Here is a 15,153-nt window from a genome sequence, read left to right on the forward strand (position 1 = left end):
AAGCTAGCTAATGCTAGCTTTTTTCTTTTTGACATCGGTAAATGGCTAACGTTTTCGGATCGCGCCATATACCGTTATGAAGTGACAATTCATTTTCTACTTCTTCTTTTAGCCATTCCTTCATTTCGGCGTGAAGATGTGTATTATCAGGTATATTTAGCGATGGAAACATGCTAGAAATATAGTTTACAATTGGAGTAGCATGATGAAAAACGAGAGCATTATGAATAACTGCTTCTTCAACAGTTGGAAAAACAGACTGTAATATCTCTTTACCATTTTCCAAACAAAATGGCGTGACTGAAGATGTTGTTTTCGGTAAATCAAATGCGTCTAACATGCGGTTACACATTTCAACTATACGAGATAATGTAACGTCAGAATTTGTTGTAGCTAAAAGTGAGCCTCCAGGACGTATTACTTTATGGAACCCTTGGACTGTTTTTTCAACATCTTTCATGTGGTATAACATATGTCTTGCGACGATCCAGTCGTAGCAATTAGCTTCGAAAGGAAGTTTACCGGCGTCACCTAGCCTCCATTCAATTATGCTATTCTTTTTTGTAGCTTCAGAAAGCATCGTTTTCGATTGATCCAAACCTGTTAAATGTCCTGTATGACCGTTAGTTTGTAAAAGGGAAAGAAAATTTCCGTTAGCGCACCCAACCTCTAATATTTTTTCGTCTCCTTGAAGTTGTAAATGATCTATGACGACTTCATCTAAATTCACATGTTTTTCTTCATAATGTTTATGTGTATCGATACGTGTCTGTAAATGGTTACTTACGTTATATTGGCGTTTTACATCATTCATCTTTTCGTATTCCACTTTCGTACAAAATTGCTGAATCGCGTGCGTTAATACGTCAGTTTTCTTTAAACCTTCGTAAAGAAGTGCAGATTCAAACCTTTCAAGTAATTTTTCTTCAATTCGAAAATGAATATCTTTTCGCTTCGTCATTGAAATATCGCCCCTTTGCATCTGTTAGTGAGACTATAGCACGCCTGAAAAATTTGTGTAAATCATTTGTGTACACAAATAGAGAAGATGAAAAAAATGTTTGAATGTGAGTTTAAACTATTGACGATTTAACCGTTTTCATATATTCTTAAATTAAGAAATATTCAAATAATTAAAAGAAATGAGAGAGTCACATGCTTCTTCAAGGAACACATCGAATTGGTCGTATGGCCATGTTGTTGGCACTTGCGGATGAGAATGAAAGCCCTGTATTATCTATTCCAAAAGGTTGGAAGTATTGTACGGGGAAAGTGGGTTCGATGAATTCGCAAAAAGTTGTAGCAGCAATGGAAACAGCGGCTAAGAGCACCAAAGTTATTGAAACAGACGTTTACAGAGAAACACATGCACTTTATCATGCAATTATGGAAGCTTTGTACGGAGTGACGAGAGGTCAAATTCAGTTAGCAGACGTTCTTCGTACAGTAGGACTTCGCTTTGCGATTGTGCGCGGTACACCATACGACGGAAAAAAAGAAGGCGAATGGGTTGCTGTTGCATTATATGGAACGATTGGTGCACCTGTAAAAGGATCTGAGCATGAGGCGATTGGTTTAGGAATTAATCACATATGATTTGCCCATAGTCTATTAGTTAGAAGGGGGCCTTACTTTTTTAGGACAGAAGTCTGTCTTAAAAAAGATAAGGTCCCCTTTTGCCTTTTTAAGGAGGAAAAAAGAATGATTACGTTAACAGGACACACATTGACAATTGAAGAAATGAAGAGGTTATTACTTGAAGGAGAAGGTGTAACAGCTTGTCCAAATAGTATGCAAAAGGTGGCGGAGTGCCGCGAAGTAGTTGAGAAAATTGTAGAAGACGGAAAAGTCGTTTACGGTATTACAACTGGATTTGGAAAGTTCAGTGACGTGCTTATTCAAAAAGATGATGTAAAGGCACTTCAACACAATTTAATTCAGTCACATGCATGTGGGATAGGCGATCCGTTCCCTGAAGAAGTATCACGCGGCATGTTAATTTTACGAGCTAACACGATGCTTAAAGGCGTATCTGGCGTTAGACCGCTTGTTGTAAATATGCTTCTTGAGTTTGTAAATCGTAAAATTCACCCAGTCGTTCCGCAGCAAGGTTCACTTGGTGCGAGTGGCGATTTAGCGCCTTTATCTCATCTTGCGCTCGTATTATTAGGCGAAGGTGAAGTGTTCTATAAAGGAAAACGCGTTCATGCGATGGTGGCTCTTACAGAAGAAGGTCTTGAGCCGATTGAACTTGAAGCGAAAGAAGGGCTTGCATTAATCAATGGTACGCAGGCGATGACAGCGCAAGGGGTTCTTTCTTATATAGAAGCGGAGGCAACGGCATATCAAGCTGAATTCATTGCTTCGATGACAATTGAGGGGTTACAAGGCATTATTGATGCATTTGATGAAAATGTTCATAAAGCACGTGGCTATAAAGAGCAAGTGGAAGTAGCGAGCAGAATTCGTGACATCCTTCATGATAGTAAATTAACAACAAAACAAGGAGAACTACGTGTACAGGATGCATATTCACTTCGCTGTATTCCGCAAGTACACGGTGCTTCTTGGCAAGTTTTAAATTATGTGAAAGAAAAATTAGAAATTGAAATGAATGCAGCAACAGATAATCCACTAATCTTTGATGGCGGAGAAAAAGTAATTTCGGGTGGGAATTTCCATGGTCAACCGATTGCGTTTGCGATGGATTTCTTAAAAGTAGGAATGGCGGAACTTGCAAATATTTCAGAGCGTCGTATTGAACGTTTAGTAAATCCGCAATTAAATGATTTACCGCCGTTTTTAAGTCCAGAACCAGGACTTCAGTCTGGTGCGATGATTATGCAATATGCAGCAGCGTCATTAGTTTCTGAAAATAAAACGTTAGCACATCCGGCGAGTGTTGATTCAATCCCGTCATCAGCTAACCAAGAAGATCACGTAAGTATGGGAACAATCGCCTCACGCCATGCACATCAAATTATTCAAAATGTAAGACGTGTTCTTTCAATTGAAATGATTTGTGCGATGCAAGCGGCAGAATATCGCGGTATTGAAAACATGAGTACAGTGACGAAGAGCTTCTACCATCAAGGTCGTGAGCAAGTACCTTCGATTACAAATGACCGCATATTCTCAACGGATATTGAAAATATTGCGTATTGGTTAAAAACAAATTATTCGATAAAAGAAAGATTAGATGTAAACGCAGCACTATAAAATGAGAAAAGGGAGAGATTGAAATGGAAAAAGTAAAACAAACAATTCGCGCGCCAAGAGGTACTGAGTTACAAACGAAAGGGTGGGTACAAGAAGCTGCACTTCGTATGTTAATGAACAATTTAGATCCTGAAGTTGCTGAAAAACCAGAAGAATTAGTTGTATATGGCGGAATTGGCCGTGCAGCTCGTAACTGGGAAAGCTATCAGGCGATTGTAGATTCATTAAAAACGTTAGAAAGCGATGAAACATTACTTGTTCAATCAGGGAAACCAGTTGCTATTTTTAAATCACATGAAGATGCGCCACGCGTTTTGTTAGCAAACTCAAACTTAGTACCGAAGTGGGCGAACTGGGATCACTTCCGTGAACTAGAGAAAAAAGGTCTTATGATGTACGGACAAATGACGGCAGGTAGCTGGATTTACATCGGAACACAAGGTATTTTACAAGGAACATATGAAACATTTGGTGAAGCTGCACGTCAACATTTCGGTGGTTCATTAAAAGGTACATTAACACTTACTGCTGGTTTAGGTGGTATGGGTGGTGCACAACCTCTTGCTGTAACGATGAACGGCGGTGTTGTCATTGCTATTGATGTTGATAAGCGCAGCATTGATCGTCGTATTGAAAAGAGATACTGTGATATGTATACAGAATCGTTAGAAGAAGCGTTAACGGTTGCGAACGAGTATAAAGAGAAGGAAGAACCGATTTCTATTGGTTTATTAGGAAATGCGGCAGAAATTTTACCAGAGCTAGTGAAGCGTAATATTACGCCAGATTTAGTTACAGATCAAACATCTGCTCATGATCCATTAAACGGTTATATTCCAGTAGGTTACACGTTAGAAGAAGCAGCAAAACTTCGTGAAGAAGATCCAGAGCGCTACGTACAATTATCAAAAGAGAGCATGACAAAACATGTGGAAGCAATGCTTGCTATGCAAACAAAAGGTGCAATTACATTTGATTATGGAAATAACATTCGCCAAGTTGCTTTCGATGAAGGTTTGAAAAATGCATTCGATTTCCCAGGATTCGTTCCAGCATTTATCCGTCCATTATTCTGTGAAGGAAAAGGACCATTCCGCTGGGTAGCACTTTCTGGTGATCCAGAAGATATTTATAAAACAGACGAAGTAATTTTACGTGAGTTTGCTGACAATGAACATTTGTGTAACTGGATTCGTATGGCACGTCAGCAAGTTGAGTTCCAAGGTCTTCCGTCACGTATTTGTTGGCTTGGTTACGGTGAGCGTGCGAAATTTGGTCGTATCATTAATGAAATGGTTGCAAATGGTGAATTATCAGCACCGATCGTTATCGGTCGTGACCATTTAGATTGCGGATCAGTAGCATCTCCAAACCGTGAAACAGAAGCGATGAAAGACGGTAGTGATGCAGTAGCAGATTGGCCAATTTTAAATGCATTAATTAACAGTGTGAACGGTGCAAGCTGGGTATCTGTTCACCACGGTGGCGGCGTTGGTATGGGATACTCACTTCACGCTGGAATGGTTATCGTTGCAGATGGAACGGAAGCAGCAGCAAAACGTATTGAGCGCGTATTAACTTCTGACCCTGGTATGGGTGTTGTTCGTCACGTGGATGCAGGATATGACTTAGCTGTGGAAACTGCGAAAGAAAAAGGCGTTAACATTCCAATGATGAAATAAGGAGGAGAAAACATGCTGGACACTTTACTAATAAATATCGGTCAATTACTAACAATGGATCAAGAAGATGGCTTGTTAAGACGAGAAGCGATGAACACGCTTCCTGTTATCGAAAACGGTGTAGTTGGAATTGAAAATGGTGTAATTACTTTCGTTGGAACAGCAGAAGAAGCGAAAGGATTACAAGCGAAAGAAGTTATTGATTGCGGCGGAAAAATGGTTTCTCCTGGTCTTGTTGACCCGCATACTCACCTTGTATTTGGTGGATCTCGTGAAAATGAAATCGCACTAAAACTACAAGGAGTTCCGTACTTAGAAATTTTAGAACAAGGCGGAGGCATTCTTTCAACTGTAAATGCAACGAAACAGGCGTCGAAAGAAGAACTTGTTCAAAAAGCGAAATTCCATTTAGACCGTATGCTATCTTTCGGAGTTACAACTGTAGAAGCGAAGAGTGGTTACGGATTAGATGACGAGACAGAATGGAAACAATTAGAGGCAACTGCACAATTACAAAAAGAGCATCCAATCGATTTAGTTTCTACATTTTTAGGTGCTCATGCAGTTCCGAAAGAGTATAAAGGTAGATCGAAAGAATTTTTACAATGGATGTTAGACCTACTACCAGAAATGAAGGAGAAGCAATTAGCTGAATTCGTTGATATTTTCTGCGAAACAGGCGTGTTCTCTGTTGAAGAGTCGAAAGAGTTTTTATTAAAAGCAAAAGAGCTTGGCTTTGACGTGAAAATTCATGCAGATGAAATTGATCCTCTTGGTGGTGCGGAAGCAGCGGCTGAAATTGGTGCAGCATCAGCCGACCATTTAGTTGGTGCTTCTGATAAAGGAATTGAAATGCTTGCAAACTCTAATACAGTAGCCACTTTATTACCAGGAACAACTTTCTATTTAAATAAAGAAAGCTTTGCCCGCGGTCGTAAAATGATCGATGAAGGTGTTGCAGTTGCGTTAGCTACAGACTTTAACCCAGGTAGCTGTCCAACTGAAAACATTCAGCTTATTATGAGCATCGCAATGTTAAAGCTGAAAATGACACCAGAAGAAGTTTGGAACGCGGTAACAGTTAACTCTTCTTATGCTATTAATCGAGGCGATGTAGCTGGGAAAATTAGAGTTGGTCGTAAGGCAGATTTAGTTTTATGGGATGCGTACAATTATGCTTACGTACCGTATCATTACGGCGTAAGTCATGTAAATACAGTATGGAAGAATGGTAATATCGCATATACAAGAGGTGAACAATCGTGGAGCACGGCCACTATTTAAAGAAAAATGCAAAGTTTATTGATCGTGAAGTGACGAAATGGAGTGAGATGATTAAAGATTGGGAGGAAGGTGTAGAAATATTCGGTGCAGCCTTAATTGGAGCACCACTTTCTAAACCATCTATTAGTCATTCAGGAGCAAGTTTTGCTCCAAAAACAATTCGTGCGATGTTAGATGCATATAGCACGTACGCAATTACAGAAGAACATGATATGAAAGAAAGTGTCTTATATGATTGCGGCGATATTACGATGCATGTAACGGATATAAAAGAGAGTCATAACCGAATTGCGAAAACAGTTGGTCATGTAACGAAAGTAAATCCGAACATGATACCAATCGTCCTTGGCGGTGATCATTCCATTAGTTTTCCGAGTATAACAGGATTTGCAAACAGTAAAGGGAAGGTCGGTATTATTCAATTTGATGCCCATCATGATTTACGTAATTTAGATGATGGTGGTCCGTCAAATGGTACACCGTTCCGTAGTTTACTAGAAAATGGTGTCATTACAGGAAAACAGCTTGTTCAAATCGGTATTCGTAATTTTTCAAATGCACGAGCGTACCATGAATATGCAAAAGAACATGGTGTGACAGTGTATACAATGAAAGATGTACGAGAACGAGAAATAAAAGATATTATGACGGAAAGTATTGAAGTTTTAAGAAAGCAAGGCGTGACTTCAATTTACATTTCTCTTGATATGGACGTATTAGATCAAGTGTTCGCACCAGGTTGTCCAGCAATTGGCCCTGGCGGAATGGACAGTATGACTTTACTTGAGGCGATTGAATTCCTTGGTAAAGAACCGCTTGTGCAAGGTATGGATATTGTAGAAATCGATCCAACCCTTGATTTTAGGGATATGACTAGCCGAGTAGCTGCGCAAGTGATTATGAGTTTTCTTTTAGCGAGAGAAACAGTCCGGAAGCAGGTTAGTATATAGGCGTGAAGTTAATAGAGAATTTTTACCGATTTCGTATAAAAAAACACATTACTACTCATAGGTAGTAATGTGTTTTTATGTGAAAAGAGAAAGCGAAATTAGAGTGTATATATGTGCGGGAAAGTTAAGAAGATTGTGGGTTTTAAGTGATATTTTCCGAGTTTATTTTTTGAGTTTGAAAGGATTGACACTAAAAATAATTTTATGATAAAATAAAAATTTTGCTAAAAAAACGAATGTATGTTAAGATTGAGAAGGTTACCATATATGGAGGTGGATTATTTGTTTCAAATTGGCGATAACATTGTTTATCCAATGCAAGGAGCAGGTATAATTAAAGCCATAGAAGAGAAGGAAATCGCAGGGGAAAAACAACAATATTATGTTATAAAAATGTCGGCTAGTAATATGGAAATAATGATTCCTGAAGGGAAAATATTGAGTTCAAATATACGACCAGTAACGGATATCACGGCATTAATACACATAATAGATATTTTTCAACATGGAGAATCAGATAGATTACTTACGTGGAAACAAAGGTATAAATTGAACACTGATAAAATAAAAACGGGTAAAATGCAAGAAGGTGCTGAAGTTGTGCGTGATTTAATGCGTATACAGAAAGAAAAAGCACTTAATGCAAGCGAAAAGAAAATGTTAGATAACGCACATGAATTTTTGATTAGTGAACTAGGATTAATTGAAGGTATCACAGAAAATCAAATAAAAAGCTTTTGTTAAGGTTTATTACAAATAATGTATTGCATCCCAAAAAAGATTTTGAATTTTTTGGGAACAAAATTATAGACAATCAATCATTTCAAAGACATTCAACTCTTTTAAACCACTTTTTGAGCATTAACCTCTTTTGTTATTACTACAATCAAATCCATTTTTATTTTTTAATTCTTTTACGAATGTTCGAAGTTTAATTAAACACTTCGATAGAATAGTTACTTGATTTTTGCAATCCTGATTCACACTGGCACGGACGAGGAGCCGTAAGGATGAAAGAGAGGTAGGGCTTTCATTGTTTTAGGTTTATAAGTTATTATTTTTAGAAGAATACTGAACCATTTCCACTTCTATTGATAAGGAATTTTTTATATGTGAAGAGATAATAATTCTTTATATAAAAGAGATAAAGAAATTGATACCCATATATGGTCAACTAAAAAAGGTTTCCTACTAAGGAAACCTTTTTTAGTGTATTTATCCCGCTATTTGCCGGGCAGTAAGACCCCACCTCAAAATTCAGCGGAAGCAAAGAAGTTAGGTGGGGGTCGGGCTGCCCGTAAAAGCCCGATTGGTGAGGGCTGATTAAAGTTTCACTTTATAGCATTCTATTTGTTTGATATTCGAATGTTTTGTGTTTAAAGCGTATAAATTGACGTTACTATTTAAAAGTAAGTATGATGCGATTATAGTAAGAATATTTTTAGGGGGGAAGAAAAATGACAAGTTCAAATAATAAAGCAGCAAGTATTTATGAAGGAACAAATATAAACGCTTGGGGATCTTTTGAAAACATTGAAGAAACGAAGTTGTTTAATCCGATTCAAATTGGATCCTGGTCTCTTCGTAATCGTATAGCAATGGCACCGATGACGAGATGTTTCGCGAATCATGAAACGGGAGTCGTTGGTACTGATGTAGTTGAGTATTATAGAAAGCGTGCAGCTGATGGAGTTGGATTCATTATTACAGAGGGAATCGTTATTAGCCCAAGAGCAAAAGGAAATCCGGGAGTACCAGGAATTTATACACAAGAACAAATTGATTCGTGGAAGCCTGTTACAGAGGCAGTACATAAAGAAGGCGGAACGATTATTGCTCAAATATGGCATGTTGGACGTATGAGTCATCACGAAATAATTGGTGGGCAAATGCCGCAAGCACCATCTGCTATTGCTGCAGAAGGAAATGTTCCACGTTTTCGTAAACCGTTTGATACGCCAGAAGCAATGACGTTAGAAGAAATACAAGAAGTGATCGGTCAATACGCACAAGCTGCGAAGAATGCGATCGAAGCTGGATTTGATGGAGTAGAAATTCACGGTGCACACGGATATTTAATTGATCAATTTACTTATGAGTTTGCAAATAAGCGTACTGATAAATACGGCGGTAACTTAAAGGAAAGATTAACGTTTATGAAAGAAGTAACTGAGGCTGTAATAGAAGCCGTTGGAGCTGATAAAACACTTCTTCGCTTCTCTGCTTTCAAAGGTGATAATCCTACTTATATGTGGGAAAATCCTGAATTTGCAATTGAAACCTTTGTAAATATGTTCAAAGAAGTTGGATTAACGATGATTCATCCTTCAACGATGGATTATACGGCAGTTATTGCTGACGGAAAGAATTTTCATCAATTAGTAAGAAAATATTGGGATGGTACGATTGTGGGAGTAGGGAATTTAAATCCGAAAGAAGCTGAAGAAGCGTTGCAAGAAGGAACAATTGATGTAGCGGCATTCGGAAGACCGTTAATTGCTAATCCAGATTTTGTTCATCGAATTAAAAATGCTGAAAGTTTAGTTGAATATGATGCGAAAGAGCATCTTGCTACATTAATTTGAATAAAGATAAAAGGAGAACACATCAGGTGTTCTCCTTTTATTATGGATTTCATAGGAGGAAGCGGGATGAGTGAAACGCTACTCGTTATTATTAGTATATTGCTCTTATTGATGCTGCTATTAATCATTTTTTTTATTATTACATTTTTCATAAAAAAACGGACGCATCATTCTATATTAAAGCTGCATCCATACTTAGGGAGAATGCGCTATTTACTTGAAAAGATAGGGCCGGAATTTAGGCAATATTGGTTTGATCATGATACGGACGGAAAACCTTTTTCACGCTATGATTTTCAAAGTGTAATGTTTCTAGCAAAGTACCGTTCTGAAATACTCGGTTTTGGATCAAAGCGAGATTTTGATGCATCTGGCTATTATATAGCTAATACATTATTTCCAATATTAACAGATGAATTAAGTGTGAATGTAACGCAAGAACGTGAAGGGAAAAAGTATGTGATTCATAAAGAAGGGCTATTTTCACGAAGAGAAAAATTGACAGCGGATACAACGAATCTTTGGTTATATGAAGAAGACGATGCAATTATCGTCGGTGAAAATTGTAAATATCCATGGAAACTGTATGGTATGTTTGGCGCATCAGCAACGTCTTACGGTGCGATTGGAGAAAATTATATTTTAGCGAGTGGGTTTGGGGCGAAGATGGCTGGCGGTTCATGGATTAATACGGGAGAAGGTGGTGTAATACCTGAACATTTACATACAGGTGCAAATATCGTTGCGCAAATTGGTCCAGGATTATTTGGATACCGTGATGAGGATGGTAAGTTTTCAATGGAGAAATTTATGGAGAAAGCGAAAGAAAGTAATATTAAAGCATTCGAATTGAAGTTTGGGCAAGGTGCGAAAATACGTGGTGGTCATCTAGAAGGACAAAAAGTAAATGAAAAGATTGCTTCTGTCCGGAACGTACGAGAAGGCGAGACAATTAATTCACCGAATCGATTTTCATTTTTAAATAATGCAGCAGATACACTTTATTTTATTCAGCGTTTGCAAGAAAACGGCGGTAAACCAGTCGGTATGAAAATTGTAATTGGGCAGCAGGAGCCGTTGGAAGATCTATTCAAAACGATGCAAGAGTTAAACATCTATCCAGATTTCATTACAATTGATGGTTCAGAAGGTGGATCAGGAGCAACGTATAAATCAATGGCAGATAGTATGGGGATGCCGCTTATCCCAGCATTGCTAACTTGTATTGATACAGCGAATCATTATGGTGTTCGGGACAAATTCAAAGTGTTTGCTTCGGGGAAATTAATTACACCAGATAAAGTGGCGATTGCTTTAGCAATTGGAGCAGATGCCGTAAATTCAGCACGCGGATTTATGATGGCAAGTGGCTGTATAATGGCGCTTCAATGTAATTCCGGACAATGTCCATCTGGGGTTGCCACGACGAACCCGCACTATCAAAAAGCGCTAGATCCGTATGAGAAGAAATGGCGCGTAATGAATTACGTTGTTAGCATGAGATATAGTTTGTTTTCACTTGCATCGGCAGCGGGAGTAAAGAGTCCGCGACATTTAACTAGAGAACATATTGTGTTTAAGGATGAGATGGGGCGGGTAGTTTCTCTTTCGGAATTGTTTCCAACAATAAATCAAAACTAAAAAAATATTTTAGATGTAAGTTTTTGAAGGGATAATCATATTATTTAGAAAATATTAAGAGTATAATGGAAAAGGTTTTTAAAAATGACTATTTTTAGGGAGAGATTCGCTTGGATCAAGGTTCGTACAGTATTACAATTTTTTTACTCGTCATAGGGCTCGTTATATTTGGACGTATGCGTTCTATGAATCGACCAATTAAAAATAAAGGAAGACGACTATTATTTCCATTATTCTTTTTATTGCCAGGTTTTTCTTTATATGCGGCACCGATACAACTTGCTAGTTGGCAAATTGGGATAGCTGCTGGGATTGGACTGTTATTATCAATTCCACTTATTATTTTAACTGGATATGAAGTGAGAGAAGATGGTCAAATTTATGCAAGAAAAAGTATTGCTTTTATTGCTACATTTTTAATTATTGTACTTTTACGTGCGTATTTTAGAAGACATTTACAAGGTTTAGATCCAAAGTCAATCGGCATTCTTTTCTATACTCTTGCCGTTTGTTATATAGTACCTTGGCGTATTGGGTGCTATATGAAATTTCGTAAAGTATATGTAGAGAAAGAGCAATCTGCGATGCCAATAAGTTAAAAGTCATACATTCGTATGGCTTTTTTCTTTTAAAATTTTTCGGATGAAAAATAAAAATAAGATGTGAAAAAACACACTGTTTTATTTTCTGAATATTTTTACTTTAATTTCTTTTGAAACCCGGGTAATCCACTGGGATAAAGGCGTTTATAAAGGTTTTTACATGTAGTAAAAAGTGCTTGTTCACTTGAAAGAACAAAAAATGTTTGGTAAGGTAGGGAACCATAAGCGAAAACAAGAAAATAGAAAAAGTCATTTTTCGAAATTTTGAATGGCTTATGTAACTAAGGGAGAGATTTGGTGAAGATTGAGATTATGGTTTCGCTTGCTATTTATATGGCAGGTATGTTGTACATCGGTTATTGGTCTTATAAGAAGACATCCGATTTATCAGATTATATGTTAGGCGGAAGGGGACTCGGTCCAGCAGTTACAGCTTTATCAGCTGGTGCTTCTGACATGAGTGGTTGGATGCTAATGGGATTACCTGGTGCGATGTATGCGACAGGGTTATCAAGTGTATGGATTGCGATAGGTTTATTAATAGGTGCGTATGCAAACTATTTAATTCTTGCCCCGCGTTTGCGAACGTATACAGAAGTGGCTAATGATTCAATTACGATTCCAGACTTTTTAGAGAATCGATTTAAAGATCGTACGAAAATACTTCGTTTTGTCTCCGCTATCGTCATTTTAGTATTTTTCACATTTTATGCGTCGGCTGGTTTAGTATCAGGTGGACGTTTGTTTGAAAATTCTTTCAACCTTGATTATAAGATTGGTTTATTTGTAACTGTCGGTGTCGTAGTTGCTTATACACTATTCGGTGGTTTTTTAGCAGTAAGTTGGACCGACTTTGTGCAAGGGTGTATTATGTTTATTGCTCTTGTATTAGTACCAATTGTTGCTTTTACAGATGTAGGCGGTGTAACAGAAACATTCAATACAATTAAGCAAGTTGATGCATCGCGTTTAGATATGTTTAAAGGGACTACAATTCTTGGTATTATTTCATTTTTAGCATGGGGTCTTGGGTATTTTGGTCAACCGCATATTATTGTCCGCTTTATGGCAATTACCTCTATTAAAGATTTAAAAACTTCTCGTAGAATCGGTATCGGTTGGATGACGATTTCAATTATAGGCGCAATGCTTACTGGTTTAATTGGTATTGCTTATTACACTAAAAATAATGCGACATTACAAGACCCAGAAATGGTCTTTGTAACATTCTCAAATATTCTATTCCATCCGTACATCACTGGGTTTTTACTATCAGCTATTTTGGCTTCGATTATGAGTAGTATTTCCTCGCAATTACTCGTTATTTCAAGTGCTGTAACGGAAGATTTCTATAAAACATTTTTCCGTCGTAACGCAAGTGATAAAGAACTTGTATTTATCGGTAGACTGTCAGTATTAGTAGTAGCTATAATTGCAGTTGTTTTAGCGTATCATCCAAGTGATACAATTTTAACACTTGTCGGTTATGCTTGGGCAGGATTTGGTTCAGCATTCGGACCAGCAATTTTATTAAGTTTATATTGGAAGAGAACGAACAAATGGGGCGTTCTTGCTGGGATGATTGTAGGTGCAGTAGTTGTAATTACTTGGGTACAAATACCAAGTTTAAAAGCGACTATGTATGAAATGGTACCTGGATTCTTCTGTAGCTTATTAGCTGTTATTGTTGTAAGTTTAGTAACGAAAGAACCTGTGAAAGCAATTCATCGTGAATTTACTGAGATGGAAGCAGTGCTGGAAGAGGAAACGAAATAATTAGCGAAGAGAGTAAACGCCAGTTTACTCTCTTTTTATCCCTCTTTAATGGGCAGTAAGATCCCCACCTCAAAATTCAGCGAAAGTAAAGAACTTAGGTGGGGATAGGGCTGCCCATTAAAGTCCGATTGGTGAGGACTGATTAAAGTTTCACTTTATTTAAAATGAAAATAAGGAACTTGTTGACAACTAAAAGTAAGTAACTTATAATAAATTTAAGTTCAAGATAATTTGTACTTTGAATAAAGATTTCAAATGGAGTAAATATTTTTTAAGTATTATCTCGAATTTGAGATAATTTTGATAAACTAGATATTTATGTGTGATTTTATAACCAATATCTCGAATTCGAGATAAAATTATCATGACGGATTTTACTTTGCAGTATGGACAAAATGAATAATGAATTTTAATGTATAAAAATTTTTATAAGGAACTAAAAAGGAGTGAACGAAATGGAAAAGAAAACAATGGGGATCCATCATATTACAGCAATCGTAGGACACCCACAAGAAAATGTAGATTTTTATGCTGGTGTATTAGGGTTACGTTTAGTGAAACAAACTGTGAATTTTGATGATCCGGGCACGTACCATCTTTATTTTGGGAATGAAGGAGGAAAACCTGGAACAATTATTACGTTTTTCCCATGGGCTGGTGCTCGTCAAGGCGTTATTGGAGATGGGCAAGTAGGCATTACGTCTTATGTCGTACCAAAAGGTGCAATGGAGTTTTGGGAACATAGATTAGAAAAATTTGATGTTGCATATACAAAAATGACTCGATTTGGAGAGCAGTATTTAGAATTTGATGATCCACATGGTTTGCATATAGAATTAGTAGAAAGAGAAGAGGGCGAATTAAATAATTGGACTTTTGGAGAAGTTACGCCAGAAGTAGCAATTAAAGGATTTGGCGGTGCTGTTCTTTTATCGGCACAACCTCAAAAAACTGCTGAATTGTTAGAGCATGTTATGGGTCTGGAGAAAATTGGAGAAGAAGGTGAATTCGTTCGATTCCGTTCTTCTGCTGATATTGGAAATATTATCGACTTGAGGTTGTCAACAATTGGGCGTGGCCAAATGGGCGTTGGTACAGTCCATCATATTGCTTGGAGAGCGAGTGATGATGATGATCAACTAGACTGGAAAGAGCATGTGTCTCGTTTTGGATATCACGTAACGCCTGTACAAGATCGAAATTATTTTAACGCAATTTATTTTAGAGAACACGGGGAAATCTTATTTGAAATTGCAACAGACCCTCCTGGTTTCGCTCATGACGAATCTTTGGAGACGATGGGCAAGGAATTAAAGTTACCGGAGCAATATGAATCACATAGAAAACAAATTGAACAAACACTTCTACCATTTGAAGTGAGAAATTTAGATTAAAGTGATTGAAAGGGGAAAAG

The 15,153-nt window shown here is 37.4% G+C and carries 12 protein-coding genes; 11 read left to right on the top strand and 1 reads right to left on the bottom strand.

The window, feature by feature from the left end; genetic code table 11:
- Window positions 1-13: 13 nt before the first annotated feature.
- Window positions 14-961 carry a class I SAM-dependent methyltransferase gene (locus tag Q9B79_RS00580; RefSeq protein ID WP_306182206.1) on the bottom strand — a complete coding sequence of 316 codons (948 nt, stop codon included), beginning with the start codon at window positions 959-961 and terminating at the stop codon, window positions 14-16.
- Window positions 962-1,155: 194 nt separating this feature from the next.
- Between Q9B79_RS00580 and hutP the strand changes: the two genes are divergently transcribed.
- The 11 genes from hutP to Q9B79_RS00635 all read left to right on the top strand — a co-directional run bounded on the left by hutP (window position 1,156) and on the right by Q9B79_RS00635 (window position 15,133).
- On the top strand, window positions 1,156-1,596 hold the full coding sequence (hutP, locus tag Q9B79_RS00585) for a histidine utilization transcription antiterminator HutP (protein ID WP_306182207.1): 441 nt from the start codon (window positions 1,156-1,158) through the stop codon (window positions 1,594-1,596).
- A gap of 105 nt (window positions 1,597-1,701) precedes the next feature.
- Window positions 1,702-3,219, top strand: coding sequence for a histidine ammonia-lyase (gene hutH, locus Q9B79_RS00590; RefSeq protein ID WP_306182208.1), 1,518 nt, complete (start codon window positions 1,702-1,704; stop codon window positions 3,217-3,219).
- Window positions 3,220-3,242: 23 nt separating this feature from the next.
- Window positions 3,243-4,901 (top strand): urocanate hydratase, encoded by a 1,659-nt coding sequence (hutU, locus tag Q9B79_RS00595; RefSeq protein ID WP_306182209.1) that lies wholly within the window; start codon window positions 3,243-3,245, stop codon window positions 4,899-4,901.
- 12 nt (window positions 4,902-4,913) lie between these two features.
- Window positions 4,914-6,185, top strand: coding sequence for an imidazolonepropionase (hutI, locus tag Q9B79_RS00600; protein WP_000887557.1), 1,272 nt, complete (start codon window positions 4,914-4,916; stop codon window positions 6,183-6,185).
- Entirely contained in the window at window positions 6,164-7,135 is a 972-nt protein-coding gene (hutG, locus tag Q9B79_RS00605; RefSeq protein ID WP_306182210.1) for a formimidoylglutamase, read from the top strand. The genes hutI and hutG overlap by 22 nt, the downstream gene beginning before the upstream one ends.
- Before the next feature lie 282 nt (window positions 7,136-7,417).
- Complete coding sequence (locus Q9B79_RS00610) at window positions 7,418-7,879, top strand: CarD family transcriptional regulator (RefSeq protein ID WP_170957695.1); 462 nt, start codon at window positions 7,418-7,420, stop codon at window positions 7,877-7,879.
- A 713-nt stretch (window positions 7,880-8,592) separates the two neighbouring features.
- Window positions 8,593-9,720, top strand: coding sequence for an alkene reductase (locus Q9B79_RS00615; protein WP_306182211.1), 1,128 nt, complete (start codon window positions 8,593-8,595; stop codon window positions 9,718-9,720).
- Window positions 9,721-9,786: 66 nt separating this feature from the next.
- Window positions 9,787-11,361, top strand: a complete 1,575-nt coding sequence (locus tag Q9B79_RS00620; protein WP_306182213.1) for an FMN-binding glutamate synthase family protein — start codon at window positions 9,787-9,789, stop codon at window positions 11,359-11,361.
- Window positions 11,362-11,471: 110 nt separating this feature from the next.
- Window positions 11,472-11,960, top strand: coding sequence for a cytochrome c biogenesis protein CcdC (locus Q9B79_RS00625; RefSeq protein WP_306182214.1), 489 nt, complete (start codon window positions 11,472-11,474; stop codon window positions 11,958-11,960).
- A gap of 300 nt (window positions 11,961-12,260) precedes the next feature.
- Entirely contained in the window at window positions 12,261-13,739 is a 1,479-nt protein-coding gene (putP, locus tag Q9B79_RS00630; protein ID WP_306182215.1) for a sodium/proline symporter PutP, read from the top strand.
- A 455-nt stretch (window positions 13,740-14,194) separates the two neighbouring features.
- Window positions 14,195-15,133, top strand: a complete 939-nt coding sequence (locus Q9B79_RS00635) for a ring-cleaving dioxygenase (RefSeq protein ID WP_306182217.1) — start codon at window positions 14,195-14,197, stop codon at window positions 15,131-15,133.
- The last annotated feature ends 20 nt before the right edge of the window (window positions 15,134-15,153 follow it).

It is taken from the genome of Bacillus sp. MHSD_36 (assembly GCF_030757775.1).
In the GTDB taxonomy this organism is placed as follows: domain Bacteria; phylum Bacillota; class Bacilli; order Bacillales; family Bacillaceae_G; genus Bacillus_A.